Genomic DNA, 19719 nt, shown 5'->3' with positions numbered 1-19719 from the left:
ACTCGCAGTCAAGGTAAACGAAAACCGCCGATGGAGCCAGTGACTGTTCTACCGCCTGAAACTGCTGCAATCGTTGGAGGTGTAGACGCATACAGTCGCGCATTCGCCTGTCGTTGCGCCTCTTCATTAATTCCTGAGTAGTTGCCCTGAGAAATACGCTGCTGTACGACCAATGTTTTCTCTAAGAGCTGAACTTGGAGAAGTTTGTTTTCCAGGCGCTGAAACAGCAAGCCGCGTAGCAACTGAGAGAACATCTCTATTTGTCCCTTCTCAATTCTGTCGCTAAAGCTTTGGACGGCTGTGGCTACATCAGAGGCAAAGCTGGTCGTTATGACGAGAAAACCGTTTCCTGCTGCGCGCAAGGCCTCTCTTGCTGCTCCGTCTTCACGAATCTCGCCAATAAATAGCATGGATGGAGTGCCAACGGCTTGCGATCGCAAAACACCCTGAAGTGCCTTTTCCCAGCAGCCGCTTCCGTTCTCTTTAACTTGGGTTTGAGTGCAATATCCTAGTCCATGCCAACCATTGAGCGGGTGTTCTACTGGCTCTTCAACTGTGTGAGCATATCCACTGAATTCAATCAGTCTGGATACGACAGTGGCGGCAGCGGTAGTGCTTTTACCGCTGCCTGTCGGCCCACAGATGAGTATGAGCCCCCCTGATGAATGTCGTTGATCAAGAAGGAATCGCTGTGACGCTTCAGAGAGCTTGGTGGGCAAGCTCTCCAGTGTGGGCGCACTTGATTGCATTTTTCTGAAGCGAATCCAAGTTCCGTCCACAACACTTGAGTCCAAGTGACCACGCCAATTATTGCCCTGGAACGAAACAGTGCCGTCTTCAAGGTTCAGCTCCTTGAAACACTTTGCGAGACTGATAGCGTAGTCTCGAAGCAATGGATCGAGTTGCAGGGGGCCCGGAAATTGAATGCTTTTCTCAGGTGCAGTGAGGCATACGCCAAGGTCGGAAATGCCTCCTATGAGGCTGCTCAGGTCTGGTGCGGTGACGGCGTCAATGTTCATTTTATTTCAGGAGACTGCACTCTACGGCGCTATACATAAAAACGACTTGTCCGGGCAAATTGGATTTTTCTTCGTAGTCACTCCCGTACTCATACGATCTGAGAGTCGGCTTTCGAGTCAGTTGAAATTCTGTTGGGTCACCATAATTTCCCACATGCGAGAGTTGGTAGTAGTTCGTTACGAAAGAGCAGTTGTAGCCGCCACATTTTGGTACTGTCAGCTGGTCGTTGGATGCTTGTACCGCTATGCTATTTAGCCTTTCTTCATAGCCCCAGCTGCCGCCCCAAGTGGTGCGTGGGGCAGGAGATCCAGCACGTCCCCAAGCACCTCCAAAGCCAGGAACCATGCTGTCATTGGCCTCAGCATTCATATCCAAAGGAAATGACAATCCATTGGAGCCCGAGCGTGTAGGTGTTGCTGGAATCCGTGCATCCAGATACATCCACCACTTTGCAGGGCGCATTGATTCCGGCGTGCTTTCTGCCCATTGATGAATAGGCCGTTGCCAAAATGCCGGGCTGCGCGTCGTATCTCCAATAGGTGCGCTGTTTCCATCAGGATATGTGCTGACCCCGCCGTTGTGGCCGCTGCCGGAAGTGCCAGGATTTGCGCCGCCTCCGCCTGCACCTGGCATCGCGCTGCCGCCTTGGCCAGGGGCATAGCTGGAGCCCGCTCCACCGCCGCGCCAGCCAGCACCACCACCGCCACCTGAAACTCCCGGCCATCCCGAGCCGCCACCGCCCCCAGTGACGATGCGCACGCTGTCACCGGGCGCCACCTGGAAGTCTCCCTTCGTCACCGGAGCTTCCTGGCCACCGTTGCCCCCTGGGGCGATGACCGCCGTGCTGCCATTCAGAATGATGGCGGTGGAACCGCCACCGCCTCCGTTCGTCCCTGTGCCGCCATTGCCGCCAGCCGCTTTGTAGTAGAGCCGGATGTGCTCCAGCCCGTAGAACTCCGGGGCCTGCAGCGTGAAGCTCACATCCGGCGATTTGATGGCCACGTAGCACTTCTGCAGTGTCTCCACGCGGCCGCTGGCATTGCCGGAGCCGCTTCCACCGCCTGCCTTAACTGGTGGATAGTAGGTGTAGCCCGACAGAGAGCCCGGTGTCACAAAGACAGCATCTGCCAAGGCATAGCTGGTACTGAGGCCCAGGGTCGCGGTAGCGCAGGCCTGGGCGACCAGGTGGAGCAGGGCTCTGGGGGGTGTCGTCCTCATTTGCATCGTGCTTCTCTGTCGTAGGTGCTCAGCGGGCCTGGATGGCGATCTTGGTTCCTGCCTCGGCGCAACCCGTCGTCAGGCCCGTTTGATCCAAGGTGGCTCCGTTCTTGTAGAGGTTGCCCCCCGAGATGACGCCGGCGTTTGCCGCTGCAGAAGCGCCCACGCGGATGGACATGGCCACCGGCTCCAAGCGGGCCACCAGGTTCGCGCAGTCGTCCTTGTCCATGGGCGCTGCGGTACCACCCAACGTCATTGCGAACGTGATGCGCGAACCGTTGAGGGCCATCTGATTGCCGTAGCCGTCGTACAGCTGACCAGCGTCGAACTTGATGGGGTTTTTGACAATGCCGAGCTTGTCCACTTCTGCGGCCGTGACACTGGAGTAGTCGTTCGCCCGATGCCAGTGCTTTTGAATATCCATTGCCAGATAGAGCGCCTTCTCGCCCATGTTGCCGGCATTGATGCCCCCCTTGAGCACGCCCAGTGAATTGAGCACGATGGCGGCCACGATACCCGCCAAAAGTGTCCATGCTGCCATTTCGATCATGGACATGCCGCGTTGGTGCTTTGCTTGAAAGGCGCGCGGTTTGAAAGTGGTGCTGTGAATGGTCATATATGTTGCCTGTGAAATTTATTTGAGAGTGCCGACGATGCCGTACATGGTCACGGCGATCCACAAGATTGATCCTGCAATAGCAAGTGTTCCCAAGATGTCCGCCACCATGGCGGTTGTTTTGGCTTTTTCGATCGAGATTTCAGAGAACTCGTTGGCGATGTGATCCAGGGATTGCCCGAAATCGCTAGTTCTTCCATAAAGACTAATAATCCATGCGTTCTCCTCTGGAAATAAGTTGCATGAGGTCAATGAAACGTGAGGCGGCTTTCCTTGCTGCGTGAGTCGCTTGATATGATCCAGCTTGCTCACCATGTATCTGTCTGCGCCCTCGGAGATCGAATTCACGGCTGTTCTAAACGGAACACCCGTTCTGAGAAATCCGCTCAGGCTTCCCAATGTCGCAGATGAATTCAGCAAACGAACTGTGGTAAATGGCCAGATGTTTCTATCCAAGAAATTGCGCACGGGGCCGGTCAAATTTTTCTTGAGATAGTTGAACGCCCAATAAATGAAAGCAATAAATAAAAAGAAGCCAATAATGAAAGCAATGATGTGATCTGCCACAAATCCAAAACTCTGTGCGGCCTGTGTCCATCGATGCCTTGGAGCGGCCTGCTCCATTTGCGGGATAATCTCAAGAGAGAAATAGTAATAAATGACGGACATCATGAGCGCATACCACAGCACGCGCGACACTCCAGACCGAATGATTTTGATGATCTCGGACTGACTGCGCGCATACTTTGCAGCTTGAAGCAAACCCAAGGAGATATTTCCCTGTTCTTCGCCACTGCGAATAATCATGGCCTCATTATTCGGGACCAATCCCAATAACACGTCTCCGAGCTTCAGGGTTTGAGTCTCTCTCCCTTCAAGAGAGACTCTTTTGCTTCCGCCGCCCTTCATCCTTCGCATCACTTCCTGAAGCAACGGATGGAGAAAATGTTTTTGCTTGCGGTACTCTGCTTCCATCTCTGAGAGCGCTGCGCCGAGGGGTATTCCACCGGCAGGCCCTGTCATGGAAGCGAGCGCGCCGTATAGCTTGGCCCTGATATCCGTGGTGAGGCGGATTTGGAACAGAATTCTTTTGATATTCTTCATCAGAATCCGTCCCTTCTGAGCATCCCAATACTGTGCTCAACATCGCGCGGATCTACGAGGCCCTGCCGCATTTTTTGAATCGCGTGAGAAAGTGCAGAAACTCCGAGGCCATATTCCACTTTTTCACCCAGCGTGGTGAGCCAGTAATCACGCGCTCCTGCTTCATCCTTTTTCTTGATGAAGCCTAAGAGCTTCTCATCGGGAATTATTATTTCTGCAATGGGTGTTCTTCCGAGGATACCTGTGCCATTGCATGTTTCACATTTGCATCCTGTATCTAACTTGTTCTCTGCGTTGATAAAATATCTGCCTTCGTTGATGAAGCGAATATTGTGTTTATCGTCACTTACTGAGGTCAAGCGATTAAAAAGACCTTCATTGATCATGCCGGTCGCACGAGCAAGATCAAGTGGCAATGAACATTCGGGGCAAACAATGGGCAATAGCCTTTGATATACGAAACCGGAAACGAATCCAGGCATAGTCATCAGGTCAATATCCACACCCAGCTGCTCAAGACGAGAGAATGCAGCCATCGCCGAGTAACCGTGGATGGAAGACAGAATCTTGTGGCCTGCCAGCACCAGATTCTTGACGGTCTTTGCAGCCTGACTCTCCCGGATTTCTCCGACCATGACCACGTCGGGGTCCTGCCGTAATGTGGCTTCCAAAAGTTCGTTGAACGTATCCTTCGTTGCGGGCATCTGGCATGCGTTAGGAATCTCGTACTCCACCGGAGATTCAATCGTGCATACCTTGATATTTGGTCCACGGTTCTCGTAGAGCTGCTGGATGCAGCTCTGCAGTGAGGATGACTTCCCCGAGTTAGTCGGTCCGACAAATACGACCAGGCCCGAGCCACCGATCAGCATTCTTTCGACCTGCTCGCGCTGAGCGTCGGAGTACCCAACTTCGCTTAGCCTCTTGAAGCCGCCCTCCACGTTGGCAGGTCTGAGCAGACGCAAAACCAACTGGAATTTATCTGGATGGATGGCAGTTGAGTGGAACCGCACTGTCAATAGGCGCTTGTTTTTCTTTGTAGGGTCATCCCACACGTCAAAATTGGTGTCCTTGATTTCTCGCTTGGTCCAAGATCCTTTTCGGGCGATGTCTGTAGATTCAAAATTGAAGAGCACCGAACCATAGTCTTCAGCAGTAGCCAAAGAGATGTCTCCCATTTTGTAGCGACGACCATCAATACGGAGCAAGACTTCGGCCTTGTTCTCGCGTGCTTCGATATGAATATCTGATGCGCCTGATTTTGCAGCGTCTAATAGCATTTGCCGCACGCGCGTCTGTGTTGACGTTTGTTCGGAATCCGAGCTGCTGATTTCGCGTGCGTTGTTGTGGTGTACCGCCCGTATGATTTCCCAAGTGGAGATCAATGGATAGATATTTAGATAGTTGTCTGCCTTCAGACGCTGGGCAACGTCCAACATGCCCCTGCTTTGCAGATACATGTCAGGAGTCATCAGCAAATAGGTACGATGGCTTTTAGCGCTCTTGGAGTCTGCGAGTGGCTGATTGAGGGCGAAGCCGACAATTTTCTGCTCGAAAAGCATGTCGCTCTGGATGGCCGCGAAGTGCTCCAGATGCTGTTCACCCAGGGGGTGAGTGAGTTTATGAAGATTGATATACTCACCATCAGGAACTGCCGCTACGTCAGAAACAGCGTATCTCTCAAGCACTGCACGCTTTTCGTTGTGGTCCTTCAATTTCTGCTGGAGCGCTTCCTTGGCTTTCGCATGCTGATCTTGATGTTTCTCGCCCCGTCGCCCGGGCATTCTCAATGTGATACCGAGTTCCATTTTTTGACCTATTCCAGGATATAGAGCGTTGTGAAGGCGCTAACCTGCGCGCCCACCGCTGTGGGATTGCTCCAAATCACTCGTTCGAAATTAATGGGATATTTATTCAGGATTTCCACGGCCCAATGCATGCTCAAGAGATCGCTGCTACTGGCAGTGTTCAGCTGCAGCTGGATTTTTCTTCCTAACCTGTATTCGCTAACGCCGGCCAGGCCTTTGATTTCAGAAGGCGGGCGCAAGGTGACTTCTTCTTCCTGCGAGAATTTGAGATTCTTGAGATTATGGGATGCCCAATCCAGAATCTCCATCTTCACGACTCTTGGATCTACTTTCTGGGCCGGATTCCCGTGTACTGCACTTCTGCCAATCGGAAAATCCGAGACGATAGGGCCTTCAGTGTTCAGTGGATCAAGGATTCCTGGGAGCTTTGTGCGGTCCGCAATGCGTGTATGGGAATTTGCGGGGGACCATTCAATGGTTGCTTTCTTCGCTTGGAAATCGCATTTCAGAATCGCCGGCTTGTAGCCCATCGAAGTGTATGGCAGCGACTTTCGTACTTGCTCGCACTCATGCCATTGCGACAGTGCGACTTCTTGCAGACCGAAGTTTCGTTGCTCTGATGCAATTTTTTCTTGGTATTGTTGAATCAGATTGGCTATTCGTTGCTCCTGGGCTCGCTTTTCTTGTTGACTTTGGAGCAACGCTTTCAGAGCGGCCATTCGACGCTCTTCATTGCGCAGGTTCTCTCGCTGGGTCGCTATGAAATACGAGCCTGCGGCAGCGACTGTCAGAAGGATGGTCGCTGCAAAAATCTTTCTTATATCCAGACCATTTTTCCGCAGTCGACATTGCTGCAATTCCTCAGATTTGAGGTCTTTTGCGGCCTCTATGATCTTTTGGATGGTATATCTGGCGTTGATTGTATCTCCGACAATCACTCCATCGTGTGGAATGTATTCGGCTGCAGTCGAGTACGCCTGCTTTGCCTCTTCGGCGTCATAGACGATACGATCGAACGTAGGCTGAGGTACACCGTCCTTGATCAGGCATATCCAGAATGTCTCTTCTGCAATTTTCTGAAAGACAAGGGCATTGTCCAAAAGCTTGGCCACAAGCGCTGCTCCCGCATAGCAGCCTGCCATCTGCGAAGTGCCTTTGGCCACGTTCAGCTGACCACTGACACTCAAAGTCAAATAGGCATTGTTTTTTCCAACAAAGCGTTTTGCCGTTTTCAGACTATCTGCCTCGGTCCAAGTTAAACCGAGAGCCAACCTGTAGCCATCGATTTTCCATATCTGAGTTGAGCTCTGATCAAAGCCAGAAGGCGAGCCGGAATCCTGTGCAATATCACTTGCGGAAAGAGTTGGCTCAGTCCTGGCTTTTTTGAACGCGCGCTTTAGCATCTGTGGCGCCTCACTGATTGCTTTGTGCAGGCGCCTGGCCGGCGTGTGCAGGCATTTGATTGGGCGTTGGGCCATTCCAGATGGCCGATCCTGGTGAGGGCAGGGCGGGCTGCGCCTGGACCAGTCCTGCAGGCATGGCCAGCGGCGCCGCCGGCATGCCGGCCGCTGCTCCTTGGCCTGGCCATGACATTCCTGGCGCAGCCGCGCCGCCCGGCGAACTGGCGGCCTTGAACGCCAGCGTCATGGGCACTGGCTTCTTGCTCTTGGCGTTGGGCAGGGGCTCAATCCGGACCTGGACCTTGCGCGGTGCGACGCTGGCCAGCGTCATGCGCTCCGCTATCTCGTCCCCCTCGGTGAACGTCAGCACTGCGCCGTTGGCCAGGGCCAGGCGGGCAGTCCTCTTTCCATCGAGAATGATCACCGACACGACCGTCGGGAGGCTGCCCACGATCGGGTCCGTGCCCAGCATGTCGCGGATCTGCCGCTGCTGCTGAAGCAGCTGCAGCTGCACTTCGTTCTCGGCCGCCATGTCGGCCGGCGTTTTCTCCTGGGCCAGGCCGGCGCCTGCGAGGACGACCAGTGCAGTGGCCAGAAGGCCTGCGACGATGAACTTGCCCTTGGGGGCATTGCGTTGCTTAGCCATTTTTCTGACCTCCATACACCTGCATCACGATCACCGACATCGTTCGATCGCCGCGGCCGCGCTTGCTCGCGCCCGCGATCGACAGTTGGTCGTTGACTTCCTCGCTGCCGCTGTCGAACCCGAACAGCACCAGGGCGTCGCCGTCCTTGACGAAGGCCTGCTGCTGCATGCTCTGCCGTGCCACATCCGGTGAATACGTGGTCACGCCGTTAACCACTTCAGGGTTCATGTTTGTGACTGACGAAAGCTCGAATTGGTACTGCAGCAGGATGCGGTTGTCACCCAGGATCAGCGGCACCACGTTGGCCGTCAGGCCCGTGGTGATACGGCTTTTTTGCTCGGTGGTCTGGGCGCCAACGTTTGCAGTTAGAGAGGTCTGGCGCGTGGCGGTAAAGATCCTGTCTTGAACGACCTGGAAGGGAGACGGCTGGCCGTTGATGGCCAGGAATTGGCCCTTCTTGAACAGCGCCACGCTGCCGACCGTATTGAGTGCCTCGGCAATGATCTTGGTCCCGTTGAGCCGGGAATTGGCGTCGGCGAAGCTGACCGTGAATCGCCCGGGCTGCCCGGTGGACGGCTGGATCGGGCTCGTCCCGCCGAGGCTCACGCCATTGCCATTGAGCTGCTTGTAGACCATGTCCATCGACAGGCCTGCGGCCTGCTCCTTGGCCAGCGTGACGTTGTAGACGGTGAGGTCGATCATCACGTTGCGTGCGTAGCGCGCGTTGATCGAATTCAGTAGGGTGCTGATGCGCTGCAAGCTGTGCGGCCTCGCTGTGACCGTCACGATCCCGAGCTCCGGTGTAGCTGCGGCAAAACCGTCCTGGCCAGCCACGGCCAGCCTGGAGTTCGATGATCCGGCACTGGACCCTGCTGAACCGCCAATTCCGCCAGCTGAGCCGCTGGCTGCCGAAGCACCTGCACTGCTATTCGCGCCGCGCGACTGAGATGCAGTTCCTGGCTGGATTCCCAGGATGGCCTGAACCGAGCTCATGATCGATGTCCAAGGGTCAATCAGCTGGTTCTGTGTGACCGACACCGTGCCGCTGTTGCCTCCGGCACTGCCCGAGCTACCACCGGTGCCACTGTCTCCACCGCTTGAACTCGAGCCGGTGGCAGACAGGCTGATCGATGCCGCCAGCGCCTTGGCGCCGCCAGGGATGTTCATGTCATACGTGCGGGTCTCGAAGCGGAAAAACTCGATCACGTTGCGCGAGCTCGCGTAGCGCCACGATGCTTGGTTGCGCTGGGCCAGGTCGTTGAGCAAGGCCTTCACCGATCCGTTGTGCTCGACCTGCGTGAAGCCATTGATGCCCCGGGTGCCGGCAGACTGGGCCTGCCCCTGCTGGCCCAGGTCTGCACCCGGCGCGCCTACGATTTCAGTTGCTGCGATCGGGATGCCGATGCGCGTGCCGAGCTCTTCCAGAACCTCGCTGAGCTTTTGCGAGCCATGTGTGGCGTAGGCGATTTCGCTCTCGAAAACTGCCGGCAACGACTGGCTCTTGTGCAGCCGGATTTCCTTGCCTGCGATGCGCGGTACTGCTAGGCGCGTGACGCCTGCAGGAGCGGCGATCTGGGTGCGTTCTGTCAACAGTCGGCGGGCCTGGTCGTTGGCCGCTTTCGTGTTCTTCTCGGCTTCCTGGATCGTCGTGCAGCCGTGCAGAAGCAGCACGCTGATCGCCGTGGCGAGACATGTCAGGCGCTGGGGGAGGTGCTTATTCTTCATTGCCGTCTTTGCTTTCTGCAGTGATGTCCGTGGACGTGACTTCCATGACCTGGTTGGCGGCCGCCACCGTCAGCAGGACCTGCTTGCCCTCGGCCCGAAGGATCGTGACCACGGCCTCTACAGCTGCAGCGACATCGAGGTCGTCGCTGAAGGCCGAGCTCGAAATGACTTGCCACGACACGCGCGGATACCAGATGAGCTTCCAGCCTGCGGCCTGGGCCCAGCCCTGCAGCTGCTCGTGCACTGGCTGACCTTCGCGCAGCACGTAGCGCTGCGTGGCCACCTGTGCGCCAGCTGCAGAGGAAGTGATCTGGACCGAGGCGGCAGCACGGCTCTGGCGCGCGGCCAGTTCCTGGGCACCGGCCTGATCGCAACCGGCGGTGCTTGACGGCGCAGCTGCGCCGGCGCCGGCCCATGGCGACGAGGTCGGGCTCAGAGGGCTCGTCCTGGCGAGCTCAAGCCGCAGGCCTGCCGCGGTGCTGGCCAGCTCCAGTACCTGGCCAGGCTGCAGCTGCAGGTTCACCGTGCGCAGGGCATCGCTGATGCTCGCTGTGTCGCCCTGTTCGACATGCACCAATTGCTGCGGATCGGTGGGACAGATTTCGAGATATGGCACGCCCATGCGCTGTGCGATCAGCTGGCCGAACTCGGACACCCGGGCGCGCCATGAAATAGCCACCTGGGCTTGCAGCAGCGCTTCGCGCGAGTCGTTGCCGCCAGCTGGGCCGTTGGCCAGCACAGGCCAAGAAACGGACATGGCCACGGCCGTGGCGCATGCACCGAGCATGTGTTTTTTCATCTTCATTCCTGGTTGCCTCAGCGCTGCGCAAGCACACGGGCCTGGGCCAAGTGCCACATGGCCACGGCGTGGAAGGTTGTGCCGCGCATGCTGTTGCCGTTGAAAAAGCCACCGCTTTTGAGCAGCCGCTTTGCTGCTCGACGGTGCTGTCGCTTGCGCTGACGCGCGTCATCGGCGAAGCCCATTCGCTGGACTTCGCTCTTGGTGAGGGGGCGTGTGCTGCCTTTGAACATCTTTTTTCCAACGTTCAGCGGATTGCTGCTTCTGCAAGGGCGAACTCGCGGTACAGCGCGAGCACCTTTGGCACGTACTGCTGTGTTTCCCGATAGGGCGGGATGCCCTTGTGCTTGCGCACGGCGCCAGGGCCGGCGTTGTATGCAGCCAGGGCCAGGGGCCAGTCCCTAAACTCGAACCACATCTTTCGTAGGTACGCGGCCCCGGCGGCAAGGCCCAGCACGGGGCTGTAGAGGTTGCTCTCGGCGTCCTGCAGCCCAACACCTCGCGCGGTGTCAGGCAGGACCTGCGCCAGGCCTCGGGCATTGGCTGGGGAGCGTGCCTGGGCGTTGTATTTGCTCTCGACGGCGACGAGTGCCTTGAGCAACGCGGGCTCCAGACCGTAGTGGATCGCTACGGCGGTGATAGCGCGTTCGTGCTGCCAGTAGTTCTCGAGCATCCGCCGGCAATCGGCGTTGGTCTTGTTGCCTCGCAGGCAGTCGAGCGTGCTTGCATGCGCCGCTGAGCCGACCAGGGTGGCGACCCCGATTGCTGCTGCCAGCTTGATCATTCGGAGCCGGCTCATGCGACGGTCATCGCAATCGCGATGAATGCAAGGAGGAGCCCGGCTTGCAAAGCATGGCGTGAAAACTGGTCGACGGCCAAGCCACCCTTCGCGTAGCGGCGCCATATTCCCAGCAAGGCCGAGCCCACAATCAGCGCAGTTGCACCGATGCCGATTGTGAGGATGGTCTTGCGGACGTTGCCCATGCTCTGGCCCGAGGCCTGGCGAAACCCTTCTTCCATGCTCGGGGCGACCGGCACTTCAGTGATGGGCTTCCAACCACCACCGCTTCCACCAGTTCCAGGTTTGATACCGCCCCCGCTACCACCAGGCGATGGCCCTGTACCGCCGGCCATCCGGTCAGCCATGCCACAGATCGTGGTCCCGTTGCTGTCTGCGAATCCAGAGCAACGGCCTGACGTGATCATCCTTCGGCAGTTGCCAATACCAAGCTGTACGCAGGCCAGCACCAGGTTTCCATCCACGGGTCGGCCATCGAACGTACCCAGAGCCAGTAGATCTCTAACGACACTGGACTTCATGGCTTCTGTTGTCAGAGCCGACCACGCATCAATCTGTTGCTGAAGGCTTTGTTGCCGGTATTTTTCAGGAGGCACACGCGCATATTTGGCAATGTTTTCCTGATTCATCTGCAGGACGCCATAGCAGCAACTGCCGTTGTATGCGTTGGTATCTCCGCGGCTTTCGACGTTGATCGCGAGATTGGCGACCGCCTGGGCGTTCTGCTTCAGCCATGGGCTCGCATTCGGCGAGTTCTGAATCGCTGTGACGATGTCAGCCGCACTGACGATGGCCGCAAGCGCTACTACCGGGGCTAGGGCGAGCGTGAGCGGAGACCGTTTGCGCCAGTCCGCGACAAATCTCAACAGCTTCATTTGCGCCCCCCAACACGTCCGCCTTTTTCGAGCTCTTCCAGGAATTGCTCGGGAGGGGTGGCGCCAACAAGCCGCTTGCCGCTGGCAAGGACCACGGTGGGGGTGTTGTTGATCTGGTAGCGCTCCCCAGTTCGGAGGATTTCGACCAGGCCATCGACATTGCATGCCTCGGGCAATTTGGGCCTGGCGCCGTCCATCATCGCCTTCCAAACCCCGGCACGGTCAGGAGAGCACCAGGCCATGCGCGCGAGACTCTGACTTTGCGGGCTGATGACCGGGAGCATGAACCTGTAGACCGTCACGTCATCGATCTGGTCTACGAACTTCGTGAACACCCTGCAGATTGGGCAGTTTGGATCTTCAAAAACTGCCATCGACCGGCTGCCATTGCCATGTACTTCCTTGATCGCATGTTTGAACGGCAGCTGATCGAACGGTATGGCCATCCGCTTGTCCTGGACCCGTGCGGTGAGGTCCACGCGCTGCTTCAAATCCATCAGTGATCCTCCTATGAAACTGTAACGACCTGTTTCATCGGCGTAAAATACTTCCCCCTCCGAAAGCACCTCGTAGATGCCTTTAATTGGCGTGGGGCTGATCTCGTCAACTCGGACCGAGTTGCCGGTATTGGCAGAAATCGCTGCCCTCAACTGTCCTGCTACTTTTTCTGAGACACCCTCAGCGAAAGACGTTGTGCAGACTGTGAGGAAGGCCGCTGCAACAGCAGCGGGCAGGGCCGTGCGTACCAGACTTGCGCACGAAAAACGAGGGGGGTGGGTAGGCATGGGCGCACTGTATGCAGCCCTCCTCGGACACTCCAGCGTAAAACGTTCGATACATACCGCACGTTTTACGCTTGACTTTTTATGTTTTATTTGATCTAGAATTTGGCGCGTCGAGGTGTGCGTCTCGCCAGCGGGGACGGCTCTCTACGCCATCCGTGCTGGCCCGCCACTTGAGGACAGCATGGATAGAAAAGATCCCTGGATGCACCAGGGCGAGCCCTCTCGTTTTCACGAGGGCTGGGATTCCCGTTTCGAAGATTTTCTGACTGATCTCTTCTTGGTTGAAGGCATGGCTGATTCCACGAGAAGAACACTTCAGGTTGAGATCTGCGCGTTCAACAAGTGGTCAATCCAAGAGACAGGGCGCACATGGGAGGCCCTTTCGGGCTCGGTCCTGCAGTCCTATTTACAGGGAGCTAAAGCCGCCGTATCAGCCGCCACTTTTCGCAAAAAGCAATGGTGCCTGCGCAGGTTGTACGAGTGGGGCTTGTCCGAGTCGATCGTGGACATGGATATCAATCCATACCTACTGCCAGTACGCGTGTTCTCGCGGCCGCAGCATGAAGTGCCCAGCGCTTCGCAGATCCAGAGTGTTCTTGAGCAACCGGACGTGAAGACGCCAGAGGGCGTACGCGACCGTGCAGTCCTTGAGCTTCTCTACGGCGCGGGCCTTCGCGCTGCAGAGCTACTAGAGTTGCCACAAGACATGTATCTCCAGGGCCGCTGCCTGCCGATCATGGGGAAAGGGAGGAGGGAGCGTCTTGTTGTGCTGGGAGAGCCTGCGCTGTATTGGATTGCACAATACAAAAGGGTCCGCAACGATATCCTGCGTGCCGGTGGACATGTTGCTCGATCGACAAGACGATTCTTTGTGTCCAGCGGACACTATCCCGACTACCGATATCTCCAGTTATGGCGCATGGTGCGCCGGTACTCCGGCATGTGTGGTCTGGATCTATCCCCACACAGCTTCCGGCATGCATTTGCCACACACCTCTATCAAGGTAGGGCCCCGCTCGACACCATCAAGCTGCTGCTGGGCCACGCGCAACTGGAGACCACGGCGATCTACGTGTCCAGGCACGGTCTGGATGACAGAGAGCTGCTCTGTCGGCATCACCCTCGTGGCGAAACATACAAGCCATTCCTCCGCTGGGACAGCGCAAACCAACACGGCTAGTGATCTACAAATGCAGCTTGGCATTCGCCGCAGATGAGCTTGAGCCCTGGCTTGCCCCAAACGCTGATCTGGTCAGTACAGCCTGTGCAGCTGTACTTGATGCGGTTCGATTTGTTCAACGGCTGTACCGAGTCTGGTCCGCCGGCGGCTGTGGGCACCGTGTGGGCCACTGGCCGCACTGCCTGCGCCAAAGCGGGTACGGACGCCATTGGGGGCGTGGTGCCGGCCATGCCCTGCAGCTGCGTGGCCATGCTCCACTGGCCGCTGAGCACGTGCTCGATCGCAGGAAAACGGTCGTACCAACTGATCTGGAAGCTGTCCGTCAGCAACTGCTCGCATGCCCCGAGGAAGGGCCCTCCTGCGATGGCGTAGTCGGCCATCATGTCGCCCGTACGCTTCCCTCCGGGCCGGCCGGTAGATGACGGCATCAAGCCTATCGCTTCCATCTTTCCGGCCCACTCCTCGTTGTGGTAGCGCCCCCGCCCCGGCTTGCCGAAGTGGTGCTGCCATAGATGGGCCATCTCGTGCACCAGCGTCTGCAGCGTCTCGATGATCGGCACGGCCGCGAAATAGGCGGGGTTCAGGGCGATCTCGTCCGTGGTGCTGCCGTCCAGCGACGCAAAGCGCGCGGCCGAGAAGTACCCGCAGGTACGTTTTTCTCGCTGTAGCGTGATCAGGCAATGGGGCAGAGCATCGTCGAACAGGCGCTGGTTGAAATGCTCGTACGCCTGCTGCAACTCGGAGTAGGCCGCACGAGTGGGCGTGGCGCGCAGGGGCAGTGCAGATGCTGGCAGAACGATGTGTGTGGCGGGATTGGCGACAAGCATGTTTTGTATTGTGCAATACAAACGGGGCTTGACCCAGCCGTCCAGGAACTGCTGCCATGGGGAAGTTCGTCTAAATCCTGGCATAGCGCCGTATACTGTATATAACCACAGTATCGATAAAACCCATGACCAACGCTCACCTGCTCCCCCCAGAGCCGCCCGTCCAGCTCAGTGAGGCTGCTTGCTACGTTATCGCCGGCGATGCTTGCATCCGAGCGGGGTTTCCGTCGCCGGCGGCCGACTTCGGTGGCAAGCGAATTGACCTCACAAGCACGCTCATCACGCATCCCCAGGCGACCTTTCTGCTGCGGGTTGCCGGGAGCTCCATGTGCGAGGACGGCATCGATGACGGAGATCTGATCCTTGTAGACCGAGCGATCAAACCTCAGCATCGCCACATCGTTGTTGGGGTGGTGGACAATGATTTCACGGTCAAAAGGCTCCACTGCGCGGGGGGCAACATCCGCCTGCAGGCGGCGAACGCGACCTACCCTGACATCGTGCCTAGGGAGGGTCAAACCTTGGTGATTTGGGGCGTGGTCACCGCATGCATCAAGCGCTTCCGGGCATAACCTGAAGGCTGTCCAATGTTCGCGCTCATCGATGGCAACAATTTTTACGTCTCGTGCGAGAGGGTGTTCCGGCCCTCGCTGGCGGGCCTGCCAGTGGCAGTGCTCTCGAACAATGATGGATGCGCGATCGCCAGGTCAAATGATTATGTGGAATGCCGTCAGCCGTCAACAGCATAGCCTTTCACCATCATCGCTATCAGCAAGGCATGCTGCCGAAGTTGGCTTGAAGTCCATCAATACGTCCTGACCTGCTGCCGGGTTCGAAGACATTTGGTGAGTTGGCAGATCAAAACGGTAGCAGTCCGTTGGGCCAAGTAGACGTGGCGGTCGTTTCCGGCCAGAAGCTGCCGTCCGGGCCGTAGCCGTAAACGGCAGGTCTAGGCTGATCTGAGCCATTCACGGTGCAGTGCACGAGTGACCGCAACGATCAACACCGGTCGTTGAGCGGTTCCGGTCATGGACGACCGCTCCAACCTTGGAAGCTGCCAGCCGATTGCTCGATTCGTCCTGCATCGGTTTGAAGGATCGACTTCGCGCAGCGCGGTTGAATCCACCACCCAAAGCAGTCATTCTGAATCAGCGCAATTGAGCTATCAGTCTTTTAGCTATGTACTGAGCATCTGGCCCCACACCTCGCAATGTGGCCGATGCAAAGCTGCGCTGCTTGGGCAACCCTACGAAGTACAGGCCCGGCACCGTAGTCGAGACACCGCTTTTATGAGCTACCCGATCTTGTTGATCGAACACTGGCAGCTGACCGAGTGCTCCCAGGTTCGGGCGAAATCCTGTGGCAAAGATGATGCTTTCAACCGGCTCATATGTCCCGTCTTGCCAGACCACACCATCACGCGTCACTTGATGGAACATGTCTTTGTGCCGAATCAGCCCAGAGTGCAGCGCACGTCGATAGGTCCCACGATCGAGCACAGGGGTGCTTTGGTCGTTGAGCCATCTGGTCTTCTCTAAACCAGTCCATTTCAGCCAAGCGTGGAAGTCGATGCCAAAAGGCCGCTGGGGAAAGAAGCGCACAGGTTCTCGGGTCGCTAACGTCACATTCGCCAGTTGGGCCAGCTCATGCGCTATCTGTACCGCAGAGTTTGCAGCGCCCACCACGATGACACGCTCTCCAGAGTACTCTTGGGCTCTTCCAAAACTTGCGCTGTGGAGCACGCGGCCCTCAAAGTCCTGCAGGCCTGCTATTTCGGGGATGTAGGGGTGGCTGAATGCCCCCGTGGCCACCACGACGGCCTTGGAAAAAAAGATCTGTTCATCTGCTGTTGCGACGCGAAAGCCTGTCCCCTCTCGCTCCACCAGGACAACCTGCGCTTTTTGTTTGATGGGCAACTGGAAGAGCTCACTGTATTGCTCCAAGTACCCAACCACCTCATCGCGCAGGGGGTAGCGACCTGGATCTCCCGGAAATGCCATGCCAGGCAACCCCGAGTACCGTGCCGGCGAAAACAGCGTGAGGCTGTCGTAGTAGTTGCGCCAATTTCCCCCAGGCCTGTCTAGCGCATCCAGGATTACAAAGTCACGCCCTTGGCGTTGTAGGTGCCACCCGCACGCCATGCCAGCCTGGCCGCCACCGATCACGATCACTTCGAAGTTATTTATGTTCATTTGTGCGCACATATACACATATAGGATGAAAAAAACTACCGCTGATTGCCAGGGCAGCAGTGAGCTGCAATGCCTTTGGTGTGTGAAAGCATGTCCTCCAGCCGCTGGATGATTGAGGGACCGTCCACCTCATAGAACATCTGTCGGCCTGACTTCTGCGCGCGCACGATGCCAGCCTCAGACAGTATCTGCAGATGGCGAGAAACCACAGAGCGCTCCTGGGGCAACTCGGCAGCGATCTCCGTTACATCAGCGCTCCCAAGTTGCATCACGCGCTTGAGCACTGCAATCCGGGCAGGCTCGCAAAGCGCCTTGAAAAAGCTGCTTTCCAAGGACCCGATGGCGGCGTCAATAGCATGCGTACGGTTGAGAGGCGAGGTAGTCATGTGCCGAATAATACGTGCATTTACATGCACATGTAAACCGACGCACCAAGCGGTGCCTACGCTGGCACTTGGGCAGCAAGGTACTGGTCAATCTCGGTTGCAGTGGAGCGCGCGGTGCGCATGACACCTATGAGAGTGGCCGATGCGGGCCCGGTCCACTCGCCGTAGCCGACCAGCCAGAGGCCTGTCACATCGCGCGCACGTGTTCCGTCTACGGTGACTTTGCTATCGGCCACCACGCCAAGAGACTCCAGATGCTGGAGTGCGGGCTTAAACCCGGTGCACCACAAGATGGCATCAAACGTGCGGCTGGTGCCGTCCGCCCACTGGGCGCCTTCAGCTGTCAGCCTCTCAAATGCTCCTACGGCATGAAGCACGCCACGTGCGCGGGCATCCACGACAGGGGGCACCATGACGACATCACCAAATCCCCCTGGCAAGTCTGTCGGGTCACGGCCTTCTTGGATTGCCAGCCACCGTGCAGTTGCGCGTTCAAAGAGCACTCTTCCATCCACATCGTCTGCCAGAAAGGCAGGCGGGCTCAAAGTGGCCCAGGTAGTGGACGCAGCAACCTGCGTAACCTCGGCCAAGATCTGCGCACCCGAGTTGCCACCGCCGACCACCATGACGCGCAGTCCTTGAAATGCGCTGGGCGATACGTAATGTGCGGAGTGAACCTGGAGACCGCCAAACGCGGACCGACCTTCGAGTTCCGGAATAAACGGGTTGCGCCAAGTCCCTGTGGCACTCACTACCACGCGCGCATCCCACGACCGGTCACCTGCCGTTACGGCAAAACCGTGGTCTCTACGCTCCACCGCCGTCACCAGCACGGGCCGCTGTACCGAGAGGTTGTAGCGGGCTTCGTACTGCCGCAGGTAGCTAACAACCTGGTCGCGGCTTGGGTACTGCTCCCCGGAGCTAGGCATGGGCCAGCCAGCAATGGAGCTCCAATTTGCAGGAGAGAACAGGCGCAGAGAGTCCCAGCCATGCTGCCAGGCTCCTCCACCTGCATCCTCGGCGTCCAAGATCAGCACTGAGCGGTTTGTGCGCCTCAGGAAGTAGGCAACGGACAGTGCTGCCTGGCCTCCTCCAACAATGATCACGTCATACAGTGTCACGCTCACATCGACCTCCAAATTTATTGCGCACTTGCAGCGCGGGGCTGAATGCGCATGGCCCACAGCGCAAAGAACGCGGTGATGCCGAGCATTGAGGAAAGCCACAATGCTCCCAGCGCCCAATGGGATACAGCCATTCCGAAGAGAAACGGGGACCCCGCTTGCACGATGCGCGCGGGCACCATCAACCAGCCTTGCCGCTGTCCATAGCCCTGTGCACCAAACACTTTGAGCGGCAACGTGCCCACGGCAATCGTCAAAATTCCGTTCCCAAGCCCGTGCAAGACTGCAAACAGACTCACTGCAGGCGCTCCAATCAGATACAGACACAGTGCTGCAGCGGGATGCGCCAAGATGGCCAGCTTGGCAGACAGCAGAGGGTGGGCGTTTTTCAGGAACCCGTATTCCACCAACCGCCCCGCCACCTGCGAGGGCCCCACCAGCGCAGCGGCTCCGATGGCAACGCCAATTGCTGCTCCAGTCGTCTGCAGAAGCTGCGGCAGGTGCGCCGCCATCGCCGTGCTGATGAACCACGAAACCGCAAACACATAGGCCATCAGATAGGCTGTGGATCTGTGCGGCTTGCCAGCTGCGCTTGAATGCTCGTGGGGGCTGGCCGCAGGTTGTTTTTCACCTGGTTCCGGTTCAGCTACTGCAGCAGCTGCGCGCGGCAGCAGCAGGTTGAGCGGAAGTCCCAAAAGAAGGTGCAGCAGTGCCCACGCCAGACATGCCTCACGCCAGCCAAACTCATGCGCGAGATAGCTGGAAAGCGGCCAGCCTACGGTACTGGCGAAGCCGGCAAACAACGTGATGCCAGTGATGGCACGCCTAGCGTCCTGGCCATACAGGCGAACGACAGTGGCAAAGGCGGCTTCGTACAGGCCGCTGCCCATGGCTATGCCCATGACGGCCCAGGCCAGGAACACATGGCTGGCCTGCGTGGCTAGACTAAGGATCACCAGTCCAGCAGCGAACACCAGGTTGCTGGCGACCAATACTGGACGGCCACCGAAGCGGTCAATGAACCGTCCTGCAATGGGTCCCATGGCAGCGGAAACCAAAAGCGCCACCGAGAAGGCCGCGAATACCGTGGAGTACGCCATGCCGACCGCGCTGCTGATCGGCTCTGCTAAAACAGCAGGAAGGTAGTACGACGAAGCCCACGACAGCGTTTGGGCCACGCCCAGCATGGCAGTGATCCGGGTGCGGCGTTGCAT

Annotated in this window: 20 protein-coding genes and 1 pseudogene; 3 read left to right on the top strand and 18 right to left on the bottom strand. The window is 57.6% G+C overall.

Going from position 1 to position 19719, the window contains the following annotated elements; genetic code table 11:
- Window positions 1-8: 8 nt before the first annotated feature.
- The 13 genes from AC57B5_RS06495 to AC57B5_RS06435 form a co-directional block, all read right to left on the bottom strand.
- Window positions 9-1019, bottom strand: a complete 1011-nt coding sequence (locus tag AC57B5_RS06495) for an ATPase, T2SS/T4P/T4SS family (protein WP_496399047.1) — start codon at window positions 1017-1019, stop codon at window positions 9-11.
- A gap of 1 nt (window position 1020) precedes the next feature.
- On the bottom strand, window positions 1021-2151 hold the full coding sequence (locus AC57B5_RS06490; RefSeq protein ID WP_496399046.1) for a hypothetical protein: 1131 nt from the start codon (window positions 2149-2151) through the stop codon (window positions 1021-1023).
- A gap of 115 nt (window positions 2152-2266) precedes the next feature.
- Window positions 2267-2854: a type IV pilus modification PilV family protein gene (locus AC57B5_RS06485; protein WP_496399045.1), complete on the bottom strand. Its 588-nt coding sequence runs from the start codon at window positions 2852-2854 to the stop codon at window positions 2267-2269.
- Window positions 2855-2872: 18 nt separating this feature from the next.
- Window positions 2873-3958 carry a type II secretion system F family protein gene (locus AC57B5_RS06480; RefSeq protein ID WP_496399044.1) on the bottom strand — a complete coding sequence of 362 codons (1086 nt, stop codon included), beginning with the start codon at window positions 3956-3958 and terminating at the stop codon, window positions 2873-2875.
- Window positions 3958-5766: a GspE/PulE family protein gene (locus AC57B5_RS06475; RefSeq protein ID WP_496399043.1), complete on the bottom strand. Its 1809-nt coding sequence runs from the start codon at window positions 5764-5766 to the stop codon at window positions 3958-3960. Before AC57B5_RS06475 ends, AC57B5_RS06480 begins: the two co-directional genes overlap by 1 nt.
- 8 nt (window positions 5767-5774) lie before the next feature.
- Entirely contained in the window at window positions 5775-7244 is a 1470-nt protein-coding gene (locus AC57B5_RS06470; protein ID WP_496399042.1) for a hypothetical protein, read from the bottom strand.
- Complete coding sequence (locus tag AC57B5_RS06465) at window positions 7180-7812, bottom strand: hypothetical protein (protein ID WP_496399041.1); 633 nt, start codon at window positions 7810-7812, stop codon at window positions 7180-7182. The genes AC57B5_RS06470 and AC57B5_RS06465 overlap by 65 nt, the downstream gene beginning before the upstream one ends.
- Window positions 7805-9538: a secretin GspD/PilQ domain-containing protein gene (locus AC57B5_RS06460; protein WP_496399040.1), complete on the bottom strand. Its 1734-nt coding sequence runs from the start codon at window positions 9536-9538 to the stop codon at window positions 7805-7807. Before AC57B5_RS06460 ends, AC57B5_RS06465 begins: the two co-directional genes overlap by 8 nt.
- Window positions 9528-10343 (bottom strand): TcpQ domain-containing protein, encoded by an 816-nt coding sequence (locus AC57B5_RS06455; RefSeq protein WP_496399039.1) that lies wholly within the window; start codon window positions 10341-10343, stop codon window positions 9528-9530. The genes AC57B5_RS06460 and AC57B5_RS06455 overlap by 11 nt, the downstream gene beginning before the upstream one ends.
- An 11-nt stretch (window positions 10344-10354) precedes the next feature.
- Window positions 10355-10570 (bottom strand): hypothetical protein, encoded by a 216-nt coding sequence (locus AC57B5_RS06450; protein WP_338500762.1) that lies wholly within the window; start codon window positions 10568-10570, stop codon window positions 10355-10357.
- Between the two features lie 14 nt (window positions 10571-10584).
- Entirely contained in the window at window positions 10585-11121 is a 537-nt protein-coding gene (locus tag AC57B5_RS06445) for a lytic transglycosylase domain-containing protein (protein WP_496399038.1), read from the bottom strand.
- 11 nt (window positions 11122-11132) lie between these two features.
- Window positions 11133-12011 carry a hypothetical protein gene (locus tag AC57B5_RS06440; protein WP_496399037.1) on the bottom strand — a complete coding sequence of 293 codons (879 nt, stop codon included), beginning with the start codon at window positions 12009-12011 and terminating at the stop codon, window positions 11133-11135.
- Window positions 12008-12796 carry a DsbC family protein gene (locus AC57B5_RS06435; RefSeq protein WP_496399036.1) on the bottom strand — a complete coding sequence of 263 codons (789 nt, stop codon included), beginning with the start codon at window positions 12794-12796 and terminating at the stop codon, window positions 12008-12010. The genes AC57B5_RS06440 and AC57B5_RS06435 overlap by 4 nt, the downstream gene beginning before the upstream one ends.
- A gap of 181 nt (window positions 12797-12977) precedes the next feature.
- Here AC57B5_RS06435 and AC57B5_RS06430 point away from each other — a divergent pair, with 181 nt between their 5' ends.
- Window positions 12978-13976: a tyrosine-type recombinase/integrase gene (locus AC57B5_RS06430; RefSeq protein ID WP_237426823.1), complete on the top strand. Its 999-nt coding sequence runs from the start codon at window positions 12978-12980 to the stop codon at window positions 13974-13976.
- Here the strand turns inward: AC57B5_RS06430 and AC57B5_RS06425 are convergent.
- The gene (locus AC57B5_RS06425) at window positions 13973-14803 is read right to left on the bottom strand and encodes a SprT-like domain-containing protein (protein ID WP_496399035.1); all 831 of its coding nucleotides are present in this window, start codon (window positions 14801-14803) and stop codon (window positions 13973-13975) included. The genes AC57B5_RS06430 and AC57B5_RS06425 overlap by 4 nt on opposite strands.
- A gap of 125 nt (window positions 14804-14928) precedes the next feature.
- On the opposite strand from AC57B5_RS06425, the gene AC57B5_RS06420 reads away from it, so the two are divergent.
- On the top strand, window positions 14929-15375 hold the full coding sequence (locus tag AC57B5_RS06420; RefSeq protein WP_160853748.1) for a LexA family protein: 447 nt from the start codon (window positions 14929-14931) through the stop codon (window positions 15373-15375).
- Between the two features lie 15 nt (window positions 15376-15390).
- A pseudogene (locus AC57B5_RS06415) lies at window positions 15391-15519 on the top strand (Y-family DNA polymerase); the annotation flags it as partial.
- Between the two features lie 432 nt (window positions 15520-15951).
- Here the strand turns inward: AC57B5_RS06415 and AC57B5_RS06410 are convergent.
- Genes AC57B5_RS06410 through AC57B5_RS06395 form a run of 4 tightly spaced genes read right to left on the bottom strand, consistent with a single transcriptional unit; the run spans window position 15952 to window position 19719 of the window.
- Window positions 15952-16995: a flavin-containing monooxygenase gene (locus AC57B5_RS06410; RefSeq protein WP_496399034.1), complete on the bottom strand. Its 1044-nt coding sequence runs from the start codon at window positions 16993-16995 to the stop codon at window positions 15952-15954.
- Between the two features lie 35 nt (window positions 16996-17030).
- Entirely contained in the window at window positions 17031-17381 is a 351-nt protein-coding gene (locus AC57B5_RS06405) for an ArsR/SmtB family transcription factor (RefSeq protein WP_046986829.1), read from the bottom strand.
- Window positions 17382-17437: 56 nt separating this feature from the next.
- Window positions 17438-18502, bottom strand: a complete 1065-nt coding sequence (locus AC57B5_RS06400) for an ArsO family NAD(P)H-dependent flavin-containing monooxygenase (RefSeq protein ID WP_496399441.1) — start codon at window positions 18500-18502, stop codon at window positions 17438-17440.
- A gap of 20 nt (window positions 18503-18522) precedes the next feature.
- Window positions 18523-19719 carry an MFS transporter gene (locus AC57B5_RS06395; RefSeq protein WP_496399033.1) on the bottom strand — a complete coding sequence of 399 codons (1197 nt, stop codon included), beginning with the start codon at window positions 19717-19719 and terminating at the stop codon, window positions 18523-18525.

The sequence above is a fragment of the Delftia sp. BGA-UO-ETr-SB1 genome, from assembly GCF_059567865.1.
This window is presented reverse-complemented; position numbering and strand designations above follow the sequence as displayed.